This is a genomic window from Streptomyces sp. yr375, assembly GCF_900110755.1.
In the GTDB taxonomy this organism is placed as follows: Bacteria; Actinomycetota; Actinomycetes; order Streptomycetales; family Streptomycetaceae; genus Streptomyces.
This window is the reverse complement of record NZ_FOFF01000002.1, coordinates 16,055-33,723: the sequence shown is the minus strand read 5'-3', so window position 1 is coordinate 33,723 and position 17,669 is coordinate 16,055. Positions and strand designations below refer to the sequence as shown.

At 71.1% G+C, this 17,669-nt stretch carries 13 protein-coding genes; 5 read left to right on the top strand and 8 right to left on the bottom strand.

Features of this window, described 5'->3' with window-relative positions:
* Nucleotides 1-81: 81 nt before the first annotated feature.
* Both BMZ82_RS02570 and BMZ82_RS02565 read right to left on the bottom strand, forming a co-directional pair.
* Nucleotides 82-606, bottom strand: coding sequence for a hypothetical protein (locus BMZ82_RS02570; protein WP_093771205.1), 525 nt, complete (start codon nt 604-606; stop codon nt 82-84).
* Entirely contained in the window at nt 603-3,359 is a 2,757-nt protein-coding gene (locus BMZ82_RS02565; protein WP_093771203.1) for a winged helix-turn-helix domain-containing protein, read from the bottom strand. The genes BMZ82_RS02570 and BMZ82_RS02565 overlap by 4 nt, the downstream gene beginning before the upstream one ends.
* An 899-nt stretch (nt 3,360-4,258) precedes the next feature.
* Between BMZ82_RS02565 and BMZ82_RS02560 the strand changes: the two genes are divergently transcribed.
* Nucleotides 4,259-5,068, top strand: a complete 810-nt coding sequence (locus BMZ82_RS02560; RefSeq protein WP_093771201.1) for a PhzF family phenazine biosynthesis protein — start codon at nt 4,259-4,261, stop codon at nt 5,066-5,068.
* A 28-nt stretch (nt 5,069-5,096) separates the two neighbouring features.
* Here BMZ82_RS02560 and BMZ82_RS02555 read toward each other — a convergent pair whose 3' ends face one another.
* Nucleotides 5,097-5,897: a CPBP family intramembrane glutamic endopeptidase gene (locus tag BMZ82_RS02555; protein ID WP_093771816.1), complete on the bottom strand. Its 801-nt coding sequence runs from the start codon at nt 5,895-5,897 to the stop codon at nt 5,097-5,099.
* A 314-nt stretch (nt 5,898-6,211) separates the two neighbouring features.
* Nucleotides 6,212-7,729 (bottom strand): glutamate-cysteine ligase family protein, encoded by a 1,518-nt coding sequence (locus BMZ82_RS02550; RefSeq protein ID WP_093771199.1) that lies wholly within the window; start codon nt 7,727-7,729, stop codon nt 6,212-6,214.
* 633 nt (nt 7,730-8,362) lie between these two features.
* Between BMZ82_RS02550 and BMZ82_RS02545 the strand changes: the two genes are divergently transcribed.
* The 3 genes from BMZ82_RS02545 to BMZ82_RS02535 all read left to right on the top strand — a co-directional run bounded on the left by BMZ82_RS02545 (nt 8,363) and on the right by BMZ82_RS02535 (nt 10,857).
* Nucleotides 8,363-8,956, top strand: a complete 594-nt coding sequence (locus tag BMZ82_RS02545; protein ID WP_093771197.1) for a hypothetical protein — start codon at nt 8,363-8,365, stop codon at nt 8,954-8,956.
* Nucleotides 8,957-9,331: 375 nt separating this feature from the next.
* On the top strand, nt 9,332-9,520 hold the full coding sequence (locus BMZ82_RS02540) for a DUF5999 family protein (protein ID WP_093771195.1): 189 nt from the start codon (nt 9,332-9,334) through the stop codon (nt 9,518-9,520).
* A gap of 284 nt (nt 9,521-9,804) precedes the next feature.
* Entirely contained in the window at nt 9,805-10,857 is a 1,053-nt protein-coding gene (locus tag BMZ82_RS02535; RefSeq protein ID WP_093771193.1) for a LacI family DNA-binding transcriptional regulator, read from the top strand.
* A 40-nt stretch (nt 10,858-10,897) separates the two neighbouring features.
* On the opposite strand, the gene BMZ82_RS02530 is transcribed toward BMZ82_RS02535, so the two are convergent.
* The 4 genes from BMZ82_RS02530 to BMZ82_RS02515 form a co-directional block, all read right to left on the bottom strand.
* Nucleotides 10,898-11,950 carry an endo-1,4-beta-xylanase gene (locus BMZ82_RS02530; protein WP_093771191.1) on the bottom strand — a complete coding sequence of 351 codons (1,053 nt, stop codon included), beginning with the start codon at nt 11,948-11,950 and terminating at the stop codon, nt 10,898-10,900.
* A 55-nt stretch (nt 11,951-12,005) separates the two neighbouring features.
* On the bottom strand, nt 12,006-12,770 hold the full coding sequence (locus BMZ82_RS02525; protein ID WP_256251754.1) for a carbohydrate ABC transporter permease: 765 nt from the start codon (nt 12,768-12,770) through the stop codon (nt 12,006-12,008).
* A gap of 155 nt (nt 12,771-12,925) precedes the next feature.
* Complete coding sequence (locus BMZ82_RS02520) at nt 12,926-13,927, bottom strand: carbohydrate ABC transporter permease (protein ID WP_093771189.1); 1,002 nt, start codon at nt 13,925-13,927, stop codon at nt 12,926-12,928.
* A gap of 6 nt (nt 13,928-13,933) precedes the next feature.
* The gene (locus BMZ82_RS02515) at nt 13,934-15,226 is read right to left on the bottom strand and encodes an extracellular solute-binding protein (protein ID WP_093771812.1); all 1,293 of its coding nucleotides are present in this window, start codon (nt 15,224-15,226) and stop codon (nt 13,934-13,936) included.
* Between the two features lie 478 nt (nt 15,227-15,704).
* Here BMZ82_RS02515 and BMZ82_RS02510 point away from each other — a divergent pair, with 478 nt between their 5' ends.
* Nucleotides 15,705-17,669, top strand: coding sequence for an APC family permease (locus BMZ82_RS02510; RefSeq protein WP_093771187.1), 1,965 nt, complete (start codon nt 15,705-15,707; stop codon nt 17,667-17,669).

Genomic DNA, 17,669 nt, shown 5'->3' with positions numbered 1-17,669 from the left:
GATAGCCCGCACGACACCCCCGTACCCCCTCCCCCCTTCTCCCTTCTCCCCTCTGCCCTCTCCTCTCCCCTCCCCTCCCCGTCAGTGGGTCACGAAGAGCTTGAAGAAGATGATCAGCAGACCGAGTACGAGGTTCACCGAGGCGCTGACGGCGACCATGCGCCACGAGGCCCCGGCCCGTCGTGCCGCTGCCGCCGACCAGCCCACCTGACCCGCGACGGCGACCGCGAGCGCCAACCAGAGCGTGCCCTGGAGGTCGAGCCCGAGCAGGGGGCTGACGGCCACGGCGACGGCCGGCGGCACCGCGGCGTTGACGATCGGCCACTCGTCGCGGCACACCGCCAGCACCACCCGCCGGTCCAGGCCCCGCTGTGCCATGCGCGCCCCGAACAACTGGGCGTGCACATGCGCGATCCAGAACACGACGCTGGTGAGCAACAGCAGCACCACGAGTTCCACGCGCGGGAACGAGCCCAGCGTGCCCACGCCGACGACCACCGAGGCGGCGAGCATGGACCCGTAGACGCCGCCGGTGTAGTCGGCGCTGCTCCGGCGCCGCGCCCACGACGGGCGAGCCGGAAAGCGCCGACGTCCGCGGCCGGTCACAGCAGGTTCAGCTCGCGGGCGCGGCGCACCGCGTCGTTGCGGCGGTTGACGGCCAGTTTCCGGTAGGCGCCCTTGAGGTGGGTCTTGACCGTGTTCACCGACAGAAACAGATCGGCGGCGATCTCCTCCGTCGACATCATCAGGGCCAGCCTGCGTACGACGTCGCGTTCGCGTCCGCTCAGCTCCTCGACGAGCGGGGGCGGCGGGCCGTCGGACGGCGGCGGCGCACCAGGGGTGAGCCGGGGCGACGCCGTGTCCAGGAACGGGCGGATCCAGGGTCCGGCTTCGAGGAAGGGGCGGCGCAGCCCGTCGCGCCGTGCCTCGCGCAGCGCCAGGGCGACGAGTCGACGCGAGCCGGCCGTGTCCCCCGCCTCGGCCGCCGCCTGCGCGCGCACCAGCGTGGCCCGGACGGTCACGGCGGGTCCGGCGCGGCCCCCGGCGCGCACGCCGTCGAGCAGGTCGACGGCCGCCCCGGGCCTGCCCGCGGCGAGTTGGGCCCGCGCGGCCCCCACCGCGTACACCGGCTGCTCGTGCTGTTCGTCGGGCACCGCGCGGAGCGCCTCGACGGCGCGCTCCGGTCGGCCCTCGGCGAGATGCGCGGCGGAGACGACGAGCGCCGTCTGCGCCTCCGCCCAGGGGGAGACCACGGTGGCGCGGACGGCCCGTTCGGCCGCGGCGAGCGCGGCGCGCGGGTCGCCGCGGGCCAGATGCAGGCGGGCGGTGGCGAGGGCGCGGCCCGCCTCCATGACCGGGTCCCGCAGCGCGGGGTGCGACCTGACCGCCTCGTCGAGGAGTGCCTGCGCCCGGACGAGCTCGTCGCGGTCCACGGCGACGGCGGCCAGGACCAGCCGTGCCATGCCGGAACCGGAGGGCTGGGCCAGGCCGTAGCGCTCGGTTTCGGTCAGCGCGGCCCGCGCCTTGCGCTCCGCGCGGCCGGGCCAGCCGTCCAGATGGTCGATGAGCGCCAGCCTGCCGAGCGAGTCCTCGCGGGCGAGCGCCGTCGACGCCCCCGCCGGGGCCTTCGCCACCCGCGACAGGGCGGCACTCGCCTCGTCGAACCGCCCGGCCCACAGCCGCGCCGAGCCGAGGTGGGCCAGCAGGAGGGCGGTGAGTTCGGGATGCCGCTCCAGCAGCCCGGCGGGGACCTGTCCGTACAGCGTCTCGGCCGCCGCCGCTGCCAGTTCCGCCCGGCCGGGCGCACCGGTCAGCCGCCCGGCCAGCGCCTCCAGCAGCGCACAGCTCAACCGCGCCGCGACGCCCTCCGAAGTCAACTCCCTTGAGGTGAAGGCCACTTCGCCATCCGTCAAACCCAACTCGGCGGTCAGCCCCAGCTCAACAGTCAGCCCCACTTCTGCCGTCAGCCCCACTTCTGCCGTCAGGCCCAGTTCCGCGGTGAGGCTCTGTTCCGCGTGGCGCAGATGGGTCAGGCCGAGGTCGAGGTCGTGCCGGGACAGCTCGCGGGCCGCGCGGACGAGGTCCGTGGCGGGGCTCACGGCCTCCGGCCCCATCCGGGAGAACAGGTCGACGAGTTCGTCGGAGCGCAGGCCGCTGAAGAGACAGCCGATGGCGAGGTCGTCGACCAGGGCTCCGGCGGTGAAGTCCCAGTCACCGGCGGCGGCCCCGTGCCCCAGCGTCTCCGCGAGGGATCCCGAGCCGCGCAGCCACTGCGCGGCCCGCCGGTGCAGTTCGGGTTCCAGGCCCGGCGTACGTACGCGCAGCAGGGCGCGGAGGATCTCGCCGAACAGCGGGTGGAGGCGGTACCAGTCCTGTTCGAGGTGTTCGACGAACGCGTTGTCGCGGTGCAGTCCTGCCAGGATGGGCCCGGCGTCGGCGCGCCCGGTCAGCGCGTCCACCAGGTCGGGACAGAACCGGTCGAGGACGCTGACCCGCAGCAGGACGTCCTGCGTCTCGGGCGGCTGCCGCCTGAGCACCTCCGCCAGCAGGAAGTCGGCGACCGTGGTGCGGTCGGCCTCGAACTCCTTCAGGTACGTCTCCGGATCCGGGCTCTCCCGCGCGGCGAGGGCGCACAGCCGCAGGCCGGCGGCCCAGCCCCGGGTGCGTTCCACGAGCGCCCGCGTCGCGTGCGGCGGCAGCCGCAGGCCGTGCAGGTCCAGCAGCTCGGCCGCTTCCTCGCAGGTGAAGGCCAGTTCCGCGGCCCGGATCTCCGTGAGGTCGCCGGCCGCCCGGTAGCGGTGCAGCGGCAGCAGCGGTTCGGTACGGCTGACGAGGATCAGGCGCAGCCCGGCACCGGCGTGGTGCAGTACGAACTCCAGTTGCTCCGCGATCGCCGGGTCGGTCACCCGGTCGTACTCGTCGAGCACCACGGTCACGGGCCGGTCCCGGGCGCACAGCGCGGCGGCGAGCCGCGCGAGCAGCGTCGGAGGCACGCGGCTCGCGTCCGCGGGGCAGCCGATCTCGGCGGGCAGGGACACACCGGCGGCGCGCAGGGCCTGGAGCAAGTACGCCCACAGCATGCCGGGGCCCTGACCGGCGGCGTCGGTGGTGAGCCAGGCGACGGGTCCCTCGCGCCCTGCGGCCCAGTCGGCGACCAGCAGCGTCTTGCCGGCGCCCGCCGAGCCGTTGACCATGGTCAGCGGCGTGCGCAGAGCCTGGTCGAGGTGCCTGACCAGCCGCTCGCGGCGCAGAAACGTCACCGGCAGGGCCGGTACGACGAACCGGGTGCGCAGAAACGGATCCCCCTGCGGATCGGCGTACGCCGCCGCCTGCGAACCGTTCTCCTCAAGGTCGGGCATAACCCTCACCGCCCCTGATCGTCAGGACATGGGCAGCGCTCCCTCCTCCCACCCATGATCCCAGCCTTACGCCCCACCCGCCCCACGAGCACCCCACCGATCACGGTCCAACACACGCACACGGTCCCAGCCCGCCCACGACGGCCCGGCCTGCTCACAAGGGTCTGACCCGTCCCGGCCACACAGGCCCGGCCCGCTCACACAGGCCCGGCCACCCACAGGCCCGCCCACCACGACCCCGGCCTGCTCACAACCGTCTGCCCCGCTCACAGCGGTTTCGGCCCGCACGCCATGACCTGGCTTACCCGCCACGGTCCGGTCCGCCTACCCACGGTCGGCCCCGCCCACCACGGTTCGGCCCGCCGCCCACGGCCCACCCTGCTCACACCAACCCGCCCCGCCCACCACGACCCGGCCCGCGCGCCAACGTCCGGCCCGCGCGCCACGACCTGCTTGCCCGGCACGGTCCGGTCCACCTACCCACGGTCGGCCCCGCCCACCACGGTTCGGCCAGCCGACCGCGGTTCGGCCTGCCCGCACCAGCCCGGCCCGCACGCCAACGTCCGGCCCGCATGCCACGACCGGGCTTGCCCGCCACGGTCCGGCCCCCGACCCCACAGGTCGGCCCTACCCACCACGGCCCACCCTGCTCACACCAACCCGGCCCGCCCACCAAGATCCGGCCCGCACGCCACGACCTCGCTTGCCCTCCATGGTTCGGCCCCCGCGCCACGCTCCGCCCCACCCACGACCTACTCGCCACAGCCCAACCTGCTCGCCGTAGCCCGTAGGCGGCTCACCGTAGCCCGCAGGCGGCTCGCCGCGACCTGGCGGAAACGGGCCAGGATTCCTGGATTGGCCTTGGCCGATGGCTTTGGTCAGCCCCTAGCGTCACCGGTATGCGTATTCGAATCGTCGACGCCTTCACCGACCGCCCCTTCGCCGGCAACCCGGCCGGGGTCCTGCTTCTGGACGCCTTCCCGGACGACGGTCGGCTTCAGAACGTGGCCCTGGAGGTCAACCACGCCGAGACGGCGTTCGCCCACCCGCTTCCCGAGGGCGGCGCGGCGGACTGGGCGCTGCGCTGGTTCACGCCGGTCGCCGAGGTCGACATGTGCGGCCACGCCACGCTCGCCACGGCCCACGTCCTGCACACCACGGGCGCTCACAAGGGCCCGGTGCGTTTCGCCACCCGCAGCGGTGTCCTCGTCGCGACGCCCGCCGAGGACGGCTCGATCACCCTGGACTTCCCGACCGCCCCGCTGACCAGGGTCGAGATCCCGGCCGGGGTCGCCGAGGCCCTGGGCGCCGAGCCGCTCGGCTGCTTCGACACCGGCCCGCACGTCGGCGACCTGCTGATCGAACTCGCCGACGAGCGGACCGTCCACGCCCTGCGACCGGACCACAGGGCGCTGGCCGCCTACTCCCGCCGCGGCGTCATCGCCACCGCCCGCGCCGAGAACCCGGACCTGGGCTACGACTTCGTCTCCCGATGCTTCTTCCCGAACGTCGGCATCGACGAGGACCCGGTGACGGGCAGCGCCCACACCGCCCTGGCGCCCCACTGGTCCGAGCGTCTCGGCCGTACCGTCCTGACCGGCCTACAGGCCTCACCGCGCGCCGGCCGCGTCCGCACGGAACTGCGCGGCGACCGCACCCTGCTGACCGGCCACGCGGTCACCGTCATCGAGGGCGAACTGCTCGCCTAGCCACACAGAGAGGCGCCGGGAAGGTGGTTCACGCCGTCGGCAGCCACCCCACCTTCCCCGCCAGCAGCGCGTATCCCACGAAGGCCCCGATGTCGAGCAGAGAGTGGGCCACCACCAGGGGCCCGACCCGGCCCCAGCGCCGGTAGAGGTAGACGAACACCACGCCCATCACCATGTTGCCGATGAACCCGCCGACGCCCTGGTAGAGGTGGTACGAGCCGCGCAGCACCGAACTGGCGACCAGCGCGGTGCCCGGCGTCCAGCCCAACTGGCCCAGTCGGCGCAGCAGGTAGCCGACGACGATGACTTCTTCGAGGATCGCGTTCTGGAGCGCGGACAGGATCAGTACCGGGTACTTCCACCACACGTCGGGCAGCGCCTCCGGCACCACCGTGAGGTTGAAGCCGAGGCCGCGCGCCGCCAGGTAGAAGGCGATGCCGGTGCTGCCGATCACCGCCGCGATCGCCGCGCCCCGGCCGAGGTCCGGCCAGGGCCGGGTGCGGTCGAAGCCGAGCGTCCGCAGTCCCTGCCCCTCGCGCAGCAGGAAGTGCGCGACGAGGGCGACCGGAATGAGCGCCGTGGCGATCCCGAAGAGCTGCCAGGCGAGGTCGAGCCACGGACGGCCGGGCGCGGCCGAGGCGTTGAGGGTCGCCGCCTGGTCCTTCAGGCCTCCCGGCTTGGTGACCGACCCGACAAAACTGATCAGCGCGGACACACCGCTCGCACCGAGCGAAAGCCCCAGAACGAGCAGTGTCTCGTCGCGGAAAATCCGTCGCGAGAGCCGTTCCCGCGGAAATGAGTCAGCCACCAACCCCGCCTCCACCTGCACACGTGCCTCCAGTTGCATGACCCACCGCATCCCCACCCCTGCCTCGCAGGACAACAGGCAGGACACCACCGCCATGGGACGACACAGCTTGCCCGATCACCACGCGGCAGACGGCAGCGCCCCCACCCAGAACACAGAAAGCAACCCCGACTCGACTCCAACCTCCACCCCACCCCACACAGGAACCCGGAAAGCAACCCCACCTAGATTCCGCCCCCCACCCCACCCCACCCAGGGGCGCGGGGAACTGCGCGACCAGCCCCCACCCACCCGCACCCACCCCACAACCCAAGGCACCCCCCACCCCCCACCCCTCACCCCAACCGCGCAACCTCCCCCACCCCCACCGGCCACGTATGCACAGCAGCCCCCTCATGCATCAGCTCCGCATACCGCCGAGTCGTAGCGGCCAGCGCCGCCTCTCGCGACAACCCCGCCTCCACCGCCCGGTGAAACGTCGCCACCTGCCACGTCGCCCCGTTGACCCGCCGCCGGCACCGCTCCTCGATGACCCCGAGATACAGATCACGGTCGGCCGGCTCCACCCCCCACCCGTCCAGCCCCGCCGCGGCCAGCGGCAACAGCTCGTCCCGTACGAGACTCACCGCGTCCACCTCGACCAGGCCCCCGAGCCGCCCCCGCCGCGGCCACAGGAGCCGCGCGTCGATCCCGTACCTGCACGCCGCGTCGAAGTTCGCGGCGGCCGCCTCGAACGGCAGCCGCGTCCACACCGGCCGCGACTCGTCGGCCAGGGCGCGCACGACGCCGTAGTAGAACGCCGCGTTGGCGATCACGTCCGTCACCGTCGGCCCGGCGGGCAGCACACGGTTCTCCACCCGCAGGTGCGGAACACCGTCGGCGATGCCGTAGACGGGCCGGTTCCAGCGGTACACCGTGCCGTTGTGCAGGACGAGCTCGGCGAGCGAGGGCACCCCGCCCGCGTCCAGGACCTCCAACGGGTCCTCCTCGTCGCAGATCGGCAGCAGCGGCGGAAAGTAGCGCAGGTTCTCCTCGAACAGCTCGTACGCCGAGCTGATCCACCGCTCCCCGAACCACGTCCGCGGCCGTACGCCCTGCGCCTGCAGTTCCGGCGGCCGGGTGTCGGTGGCCTGCTGGAACAGCGGCGGCCGCGACTCCCGCCACAGCTCGTGACCGAACAGGAACGGCGAGTTGGCGCCGACGGCGATCTGCGCCGCGGTGACGGCCTGCGCCGCGTTCCACACCGCGGGGAAACGGCCCGGCGTGACCTGGAGATGCAGTTGCACGGAGGTGCAGGCCGCCTCGGGCACGATCGACTTCGAGGTGACCGACAGCCGCTCCACCCCGTCGATCTCGAGCGCGAAGTCCTCTCCCCGGGCGGCCACGATCTGGTCGTTGAGGAGGGTGTAGCGGTCGACGTCGGAAAGATTGGACGACACCAGGTCGTCCCGGCCGAGAGTCGGCAGAATACCGATCATCACGATTCCCGCATCGACCTCGCCCGCCTTTCGGTGGGCATATGCCAGTGAGGTACGGAGTTCCTCGGCGAGCCGGTCGAATACCCGGCCGCCCAATCGGTGTGGAGCTATGTTGACTTCCAGGTTGAACATGGCGAGTTCTGTTTGGAAATCACGGCTCGCGATCCGCTCCAGCACTTGCCCATTCAGCATTTTCGGCAGACCGTCGGCGCCCGCGAGATTCAGCTCGATCTCGAGCCCCATGAGGTTCTTGGGGCGGTCGAAGCGCTTCTGGTCCAGGAGCCGCTCAAGCCCCGTCAGGCACCGCCGCAGCTTGTCGCGGTAGTGCTGACGATCGGACAGGTCGAACGCGCCCGCCACGACCTTCTCCCCCATGGAAGCGTCCCTCCTCGCATGGGCGGGCCGGCGATTCCGGCCGCCGGGTGTCCCGGGTCAGGTGGGGATGATGCCCAGCCGGGCCGATCGATAACGTCACCCGTCGGACGTGCACCCGCTACGCTGACCGAAAGCCACCGGATGGTGACCCTTGGCACATTCACCGGGCATGCGACCGGGCACCTTTCACGAACTCCTTAGATGAACGTTCCACCATCTCGTTCCGCGATCCAAGAAGTCGCTCGCGAACTCGGAACTCGTGAAAAACGCCGACGACAATGGGCCGACCACTCCGCGCGAACAACCCGAGGTCATCGCGGTGCGACCCGCTCTGAATCGGGATGATTCACACGTTTCACCGTCTGAATGAACCCTTGCCGAGTGACCCGGAATCGACTAGACGAAACACAGTCCGAACACGTCTCGTATAAACTCCGCGAACAAGGCAGAGAAGGTTGGCGCCCACGGTCGAAGGAAGCCTGTCGTCGAAGTGACGGCAGGCCGCTCGCGCACCCCGCGACCCGTTGTCCCCAGACCCCGGCCCCCGCCTCTCCGACCTCCGAGAGCTAGCTGACAGCGCCGTCCGCCCATGCCCTCGCGCCACCGTGCCTGTCGAATGAGAGGCGACCCACCATGCCTTTGCATGTCCCCCCGGCTCCCGCGCCCGCCCTGCGCTCCGTCCTCACGGCACTCGGTTCCCCCACCGCGGTCCGCGAGGCTCGTACCCCCTCCCTGCGCACCGCGCAGGGCGACGCCACCCCCGAACTGCCGCTGCCGCTGCACGTCCTGGACCACATCAGCCCCGAAGGCGTGGCCACGACCCGGCTGGCCGGCTGGCGCTTCCTGATCCGCTGCGGAGACCGCGCCGTCGCCGCGGCCGAGACCCGGCTCACCCCGGACGGCTGGGCGTTCTCGCACTTCTTCGAAGGCCCCTACATCGCCTCCACCGAACTCGCCCTGCGCCAGGCCGAGTCGACGACCACCCAGCCCTACCAGGCGCGCCTGCTGTCGGTCCCCGGGCTCTACATGCTCACCCTCTGGCTGCACGGCGACAGCGCCTCGGACGGCACCAGCGGCGTGCCCGACCCCGCCGACCTGCTGGTGCCGCTGGCCCCGGCGCCACCCGGCATCGCGGCCCACCGCCCGCACCGCGTCGCCGAGTTGCTCCCGGTGCTGACCCTCCGGGTGTCACCGGCGCCGCCCCCGCTGCTCGGCTCACCGGCCTGACCGACCCGACCGGCCGGCCCCACACCCTCGTACCCCGTCACCGCGGCCCCGGTGGCGGGGTACGGTGCTCTCCCACGGCCCGCAACCGGCCGCGTCCCGGGCGGGCCGTCCCGTCCGGACTAGCCCCATCCGGCCACCAGGAACCACCCGAAGTGACAGTGCGGTTGAGGTGAACCGCCCGCGCGGGTGATGCGTCATCAACCTGTAAGAAGCGGTGCCGCGAAATACCTGCGGATCGACCTCCGTAGGGCAACACTGGGTCCGACCGACTTATCACAACGGGGGGCGGCCATGAACGACGCTTCAAGCCGCGGGACAGACACCACAGCCACCACAGCCATCTCACTCATCACGCCAGAGCGGAAGTTCCCATCCATGTGCCAGCACCAGCCAGCGTGCCCGACAGCGACGTCGCCCGACCGGGAGTCAGCCCGCCTCGTGGCACACCACCCGGAACAGGGCTGGAGCCTGCTGTGCAACGGCGTCCTGCTCTTCGAGGACACCGGCGAGCTCCTGCCGGACGGCCAGGTCATCGCCCCCCACCGGGTCGTGACCGCCGCCTGAGCTCGACCCGGACGGCGCGGGACCGCCGTCCGGAGACATGAGGGGCCGGCCCGCGGACACCCCGCGAACCGGCCCCGACGCACGTCCAGGGACGATCACTCCCCGTAGCCCCCCGGCTCCCGCCCGTCGCATCGCCCCGTACGCCATCCCCGACGTCATCCCCTACCGCATCCCTTAGGTCATCCCTTACGTCCTCCGATACGTCTTCCCACGGCCCCGCGCCTTCCGGAAGACTTCTGGAAGTTTCGGCGCAGCGCCCGAAGCGACGCGACGGAGGTGGGCAAGTGACAGCGGAGGATACGGTGCCGGCGTCCCGGGGCAGGGTCACGATCACGGAGATCGCCCGCCAGGCCGGCGTCTCGGTGCCGACCGTGTCCCGGGTGGTCAACGGCCGCTCCGACGTCTCGCCGTCGACCCGGGCCCGGGTCGAGGACCTGCTGCGGCTGCACGGCTACCGCAAGCGCCGTTCGACCGCCTCCGCCGCCTCCCCCACCCGCGCCGCCCTGCTCGACCTGGTCTTCAACGACCTCGACAGCCCCTGGGCGGTGGAGATCATCCGAGGCGTCGAGGAGGTCGCCCACGCGGCCGGGGCGGGCACGGTGGTGTCGGCGATCCACGGCCGCTCGGGCGACGCCCGCGAGTGGATGCGCAACCTGCGCGCCCGCGCCTCCGACGGCGTCATCCTCGTCACGTCGGCCCTGGAACCCACCCTGCACGAGCAGTTGCGCATCCTGGGCGTCCCGCTGGTGGTCGTCGACCCGATGGGCTCGCCGGCCGTCGACACCCCGACCATCGGCGCCGCCAACTGGTCCGGCGGCCTGGCGGCCACCGAGCACCTGCTGTCGCTGGGCCACCGCAGGATCGGCCTGATCGCGGGCCCGCCCCGGCTGCTGTGCTCCCGTGCCCGCTACGACGGCTACCGGGCCGCCCTGGAGGCGGCCGGTCTCACCGTCGACGACGCCCTCGTCGTCCCGGGCGACTTCCGCCCCGAGTCGGGCTTCACCGGCTGCACCGCCCTCCTCGACCTGCCGCGACCGCCGACCGCCGTGTTCGCGGCCAGCGACCAGATGGCGCTCGGCGCGATCGAGGCGCTGCGCCGACGTGGCCTGCGGGCGCCGGAGGACATGAGCGTCGTCGGATTCGACGACCTTCCCGAAGTCCGCTGGTCGGCCCCGCCGTTGACCACCGTCCGCCAGCCCCTCGCCGACATGGGCAAACTCGCCGCCCGCACGGTCCTCAGCCTGGCCCGCGGCGAGCGCCCCGACTCGCCGCGGGTGGAACTGGGCACGGAACTGGTCGTGCGCTCCAGCACGGCCGCGCCCAGAACAGCCGACTAGCCAGCCGGTCGGCCAGCCAGCCGATCAGTCGGTCAGTCGGTCAGCTCAAGGCCTCCCGGAGCGCTTGGTACGCCGGCTTCGGCGCGAGCTGCTCGTCCCAGGGCAGTGCCGCGCCCTGCCCGGTGAAGACGGCCGGAATCCACGAATATTTATCCGTGTAATCCCAGATCGTGACGCCTACGCACCGCCGCACCGCGAGGCACGCCTCGGTCAAGTCCCGGTACCAGTCGGCCTGTTGGGCCAGTTTCTCGTCGGTTGCGGGCAGCAGCATCCGTACGTCGACCTCGGTGAGCGCGGTGTCCAGGCCGAGCCGGGCGAAGCGGCGGAGGTTGTCCTCCAGGGTCGTCGGATAGCCGTACTGCAGGGCGAGATGGGCCTGAAGGCCGATGCCGTCGAGCGGGACGCCCTGCGCCTTCAGTTCCTTGGCCAGGGTGTAATAGGCGTCGCTCTTCGGGCCGACGGCCTCGACGTTGTAGTCGTTGAGGTAGAGCTTCGCCTTCGGGTCGGCCTGGTGGGCCCAGCGCAGGGCGTCGGCGATGTAACCGGGGCCGAGCGTCTTGTAGAAGACCGTCTCGCGGTAGGTGCCGTCCTCGTTGAACGCCTCGTTCACGACGTCCCACGAGTAGACCTTGCCCCGGTAGTGGCGCACCTCGGTCTGGATGTGCTTCTTCAGGACGGCGCGCAGCGCGTCGGCCGTCCACTCCTTGCCGGTCAGCCAGCCGGGCAGTTGGCTGTGCCAGACGAGCGTGTGGGCGCGGACCCTCTGGTGGTGGGCGCGTGCGAGGTTCACGATCTGGTCGCCGGCCGTCCAGTCGAAGACGCCCTGCTGCGGCTCGGTGGCGTACCACTTCATGCCGTTGCCCGGTGTGATCATGTCGAACTCGCTGCCGAGGATCTTCGTGTAGGCGGCGTCGGTGAGTTCGGGGTTGTCGGTGGCGCTGCCGAAGTAACGGCCGTGGCGCTGCGCGAGGTCGGCGAGGGTGGGCGGGTCGTCGCAGTGGGCCTGGGCGGCCGGGCCGGCGGCGACGACCGCCAACAGCGCCCCGGTCAGGGCGCCGACGAGTCTGAGCCGGGTGCGGGAGGTGCGGGACATGGTGCGACTCCTCACGGTCGGTGGGGGTGGCGAGCCGTACGGCCGCGGGCGCGCGTCATCCCTTCGTGGCGCCGGCGGTGAGACCGCCGACGAGCTGGCGCTCGGCGACGGAGTAGAAGGCCAGGGCGGGAACCATGGCGAGGACGAGATAGGCGAAGACGCGCGCGTACTCGGCGGAGTACTGGCCCTGGAACTGCTGGACGCCGATCGGGATGGTCCACCAGGTCGGCTCGTTGAAGACCAGCAGCGGCAGGAAGAAGTTGTTCCAGCTCCCGACGACGGCGAGGACGGACACCGTGCCGAGGGCGGGCCGGGCCATCGGCAGCAGGATCCGCCAGAAGAAGCCGAGCGGCCCGCAGCCGTCGAGAGTGGCCGCCTCCTCCAGCTCGGCCGGGATCTCCCGGAAGAAGCCGCGCAGGATGACGATGGTCATCGGCAGCCCGAACGCGGCCTGCGGCAGGATCACGCCGAGCGGGTTGTCCAACAGGTTCATCGAGCGCAGCAGCAGGAACAGCGGCAGCGCCGCCACCGCGAAGGGGAACATCAGCCCCATCGTGAACAGCGTGAACAGCAGCTCCCGCCCACGGAAGGCGAACCGGGCGAAGGAGAACGCGGCCAGCGCGGACGCCGCGACGACCACCACGGTCGTCCCCACCGCGATGAGCGTGCTGCTGCCGAGGAGCTGCCAGAACGAACCGGAGCCGAGGATGTCCGTGTAGTTGGAGACGACCCAGGGGTCGGGCAGCCCGATCGGGTTGCGGGAGAGCTGGTCGGTGGACTTGAAACCGGACAGCACGGCGTAGAGCAGGGGTACGGCCATCAGCGCGCCGACGGCGCCGAGGACGAGATGCAGCGGAAGATGACGCCCGCCCCGCCCCGACCTGCCCGTCGTACCCCTCGTAGCTCTCGTACCTGCTGTACCGCTCGTACCTCTCGTACCTGCCTTGCGGACGCTTCGGCCCGTCTTGACGACGCTCACGAACCGCCGCCTCCTCGCATGGTCGTGGTGGCGCCCTGGAGGTCGCGGCGGAGCACGAACCGCTGGTAGGCGAGGGCGAAGACGAGGCTGATGCCGAACATGGCCACGCTGATCGCGCTCGCGTAGCCGACCTGGTACCGCTTGAAGCCGTACTGGAACATGGTCACGGCCATCGTCTCGGAGTGGTGGTCGGGACCGCCCGCGGTGACCACCCACACCAGGTCGAAGAGCTGGATCGAGCCGATGACCGACAGGAAGACGCTGACCCGCAGGGTCGGCGCGAGCAGCGGCAGGGTGATGTGGCGAAACCGCTGCCACGGTCCGGCGCCGTCGATCAGGGCCGCCTCGGTCAACTCGGCCGGGATGGACTGGAGTCCGGCCAGGTACAGCATCATGTGGAAGCCGAAGTACTTCCACGTCATGACCAGGAACAGGGTGGCCATGACGGTGGACGGGTCGGCGAACCACTCGCCGCCCACGCCGTCCAGCCCGATCGCGCCCAGGACATGGTCGGCGAGACCGTCGTCCGGGGCGAAGATCATGCTGAACAGGACGCCGGTGATCGCCTCGGAGAGGATGTACGGCGCGAAGAACAGCATCCGGTACACGGCCCGGCCGCGGATCCGCTGGTTGAGCGCGACCGCGAGGGCGAGCGCGAACGGCAGTTGCAGGACGAGCGAGAGGCCGACCAAGAGCAGGCAGCGCCACAGGTCGCCCAGGAACACCGGGTCCTGGAAGAGCCGGGTGAAGTTGTCGCCGCCGATGTAGTCCTCGGGCATGCCGAAGCCGCCCCAGCGGAACACCGAGGCGTACAGCGCGAACAGCATCGGCAGCAGCACGAGCGTGCCGAACAGCACCAGCGCGGGCACCTGAAAGCCGACGGCGGTGAGCCAGTGCAGCGCCCGCCGCCGCGCCCGGCCCCGGCCCTCGGCTGCGGCAGGGGGCGGGAGGCCGACGTCCGGGCCGCTGCGCTTGTCCGGGAGGAAGGTGGAGGTCATCGCCTGCTACTGCTCTTCCTTGGCGACCTTGGTGATCGACTCGGTGACCTGCTGGGCCGACTTGGACCCGGCGATGAGGGCGGCGACGCTGTCGTTGACCTCCTGGCCGAGGGCGGGCGCGTACGCCTGGTCGAGGTAGAGCTGGAAACCGGTGGCGGCCTTCAACTGGGCTTGTACGGCCTGGATGTTGGGGTCGGTGATGGCGCTCTCTGCACCCGGCACGACGGGCAGCACCCCGGTCTTCTTGACCAGTTCGGTGTCCGTGGCGGCCGAGGCGAAGAACTTCAGGAAGTCGGCGGCCGCCTGCGGGGCCCCCTTGCGCAGGGCGTGCCCGCCGCCGCCGCCGAACACCTCGGTGATCACTCCCTTGCCGCCGTCGACCGCCGGGAAGGGGAAGAAACCGAGGTCCGCGCCGATCCCCTTGCCCGCGTCGGCCTCCACCGCCGGCGCCCACTGGCCCATGAGCTCCATCGCCGCCTTGCCGTTGCCGACGGCGGCCGCCTGGCCGGTGGGGCTGGAGTAGGCGGCCCCGAGGAAGCCCTTCTGGAACGGCTGAAGGTCGACGAGGTCCTGGAGGTGCTGCCCGGCCTGCACGAACCCGTCCCCGGTGAAGTCCTTGGCGTCGTCGGCCTTCCGCAGGGCGTCGATGCCGGCGGTGCGCATCGCGAGGTACGCCCAGTAGTACATGCCGGGCCACTTCTCCTTGCCGGCCAGGGCGAGCGGGGTGATCTTGGCGGCCTTCAGCTTGCGCACGGCGTCGAGGAAGCCGCTCCAGGTGGTGGGCGGCGCGCTGACACCGGCCTGCTTGAAGAGGGCCTTGTTGTACCAGAACCCGATCATGCCGATGTCGAACGGGACGCCGTACACCTTGTCGTCCAGCAGATACGGCTCGCGGGCGACCGACAGCAGGCTGTCCCCCCAGCCCTTCGTGCGGTCCGTGAGGTCCTCGACGAGCCCGGCGTCCACCTGCTGCTTCAGGACACCGCCGCCCCAGGTGTGGAAGATGTCCGGGAGCTTGCCCGAGGCGGTCTGCGCCGTCATCTTCGACTTGTAGGCGTCGTTCTCCAACTGCACGATCTTGATCTTCACATCGGGGTTCCGGGCCTCGAACTGCTTGGCCAGAGCGGCCCAGACACCCTTGGCCGGCTGGGTGGTGGAGATGTTCCACCACTCGATCGTGGTCGTCCCCGACGACCCCCCGTCCGAGTCGCCGCCGCAGGCGCTCAGTGCCGTCATGCTCAGACCGGCCGCGGCGGAGGCCGCCAGAAAACCGCGGCGGGAGAATGCCGGGTCGCCCATCATGCGCTCCTTGGTAGATCGAAAGTTTCGAACCAGATCCAGAAAGCTTCGCTGCTGCCGCACCCTAGAGACACCCTCCAAGGGGTGGCAACCCCTTGAACACAGGGAATCCGGGGGCCCGTTCACGGAACAGCGCCCGAAGGAGCCTCGACCAACACCGAAACATTCGGATCAGTCGGCGAACATTACGAAGCGGGGTGCGGGTGCGCGCCGACGCGTCCGGCGGCCGGAAGCAGACCCGTCCGCGCGCGACACCGGCCACGACACGGGCGCCGTGCACCCCCGCGACCAGTCTTAACGGAAGCTTGACGCCCATCCGGCCCAAGATCCGTGGGCCCCGGCGTCACTCTCCGCTTACGCTGATCCCGCCGTCCGCGTGATGGCCGAAACCACACGCCGAGCCGCCGAGTCTCCGAACCAGTGAGCCACTGGGTGTCTCTGCCACTGAGTCTCTGAGCCGCACATCAGGAGCACGCCGATGGCCACCACCGAACACCCTCCCCCGGGTCGCCTGCGCACCTGGATGCTGGAGGGCCTGTCCGACATGGGCAAGGGCCACGCCCCGCAGCCCGCCCCGGGCACCAAGGCGGTGTCCCAGCCCGAGCACAAGGGGCAGCGCTGGTACCGGGTGATGTGCCTGACCGGTGTCGACTACTTCTCTACCCTCGGCTACCAGCCGGGCATCGCCGCCCTCGCGGCCGGCCTGCTCTCCCCCATCGCGACCATCGTGCTCGTCATCGTCACGCTGGCCGGCGCCCTGCCGGTCTACCGGCGGGTGGCCGAGGAGAGCCCGCACGGCGAGGGCTCGATCTCGATGCTGGAACGGCTGCTCTCCTTCTGGCAGGGCAAGCTCTTCGTCCTGACCCTGCTCGGGTTCGCCGCCACCGACTTCCTGATCACCATCACCCTGTCCGCGGCGGACGCCTCGACCCACCTCGTCGAGAACCCGCACCTCACCAGCACCCTGCACGGGCAGCAGATGCTCATCACGCTCATCCTGGTCGCCCTGCTCGGCGCGGTGTTCCTCAAGGGCTTCCTGGAGGCCATCGGCGTCGCCGTCGCCCTGGTGATCGTCTACCTCGGGCTGAACGTCGTCGTCGTGATCGTCGGCCTGTGGCACGTGTTCACCGAGGGCCATGTGGTCACCGACTGGTCCAGCGCCCTGACCGCCGAGCACGGCAACGTGTTCGCGATGATCGGCGTCTCCCTGCTGGTCTTCCCCAAACTGGCCCTCGGCCTGTCCGGCTTCGAGACCGGCGTCGCGGTCATGCCCCACGTCCAGGGCGACGACGGGGACACCGAGGAGCAGCCCATGGGCCGCATCCGCGACACAAAGAAGCTGCTGACGACCGCCGCCCTGATCATGAGCGTCTTCCTGATCGCCACCAGCTTCATCACCACCTGGCTGATCCCGGAGAAGGAGTTCGAGGACGGCGGCAAGGCCAACGGCCGCGCCCTCGCCTACCTGGCCCACGAGTACCTGGGCAACGCCTTCGGCACGGTCTACGACGTCTCGACCATCGCCATCCTCTGGTTCGCCGGCGCCTCCGCCATGGCCGGACTGCTCAACCTGATGCCCCGCTACCTCCCCCGCTACGGCATGGCCCCGCACTGGGCCCGCGCCGTGCGCCCCATGGTCATCGTCTTCACCCTCATCGCCTTCCTGGTCACCTGGATCTTCGACGCCGACGTCGACGCCCAGGGCGGCGCCTACGCCACCGGCGTCCTCGTCCTCATCAGCTCCGCCGCGATCGCCGTCACCATCGCCGCCCGCAAGGCCGGCCAGCGCGGCTGGACGATCGGCTTCGCCGTCATCTCCGCGGTCTTCCTCTACGTCACCGTCGCGAACGTCTTCGAACGCCCCGACGGCGTCAAGATCGGCGCCTGCTTCATCGCCGGCATCGTCCTGGTCTCCCTCCTCTCCCGGCTGGCCCGCGCCTTCGAGCTCCGCGTGACGAGCGTGACGCTCGACGACATGGCGGAACGTTTCATCCGGGACATGGCCAGCCGCAAGATCCGGTTCATCGCCAACGAGCCCGACCGGCGCGACAAGGCCGAGTACCGCGACAAGATCGAGCAGATCCGCCAGGACAACGACATGCCCGAGCAGGAGGACTTCGTCTTCGTCGAGGTCACGGTCCTCGACCCCTCCGAGTTCGAGTCCGGCCTGACCGTACGCGGCGAGGTCCTGCACAACCGCTATCGCGTCCTGACCCTGGAGTCCTCCTCCATCTCCAACGCCCTGGCCGCGTTGCTCCTGCACACCCGCGACTCCACCGGCCGCATCCCGCACATCTACTTCGAGTGGACCGAGGGCAACCCCTTCGCCAACTTCCTGCGCTTCTTCCTCTTCGGCCAGGGCGAGGTCGCCCCGGTCACCCGAGAGGTCCTGCGCGAGGCGGAACCCGACCGCGCCCGCCGCCCCCGCGTCCACACCGGCTGA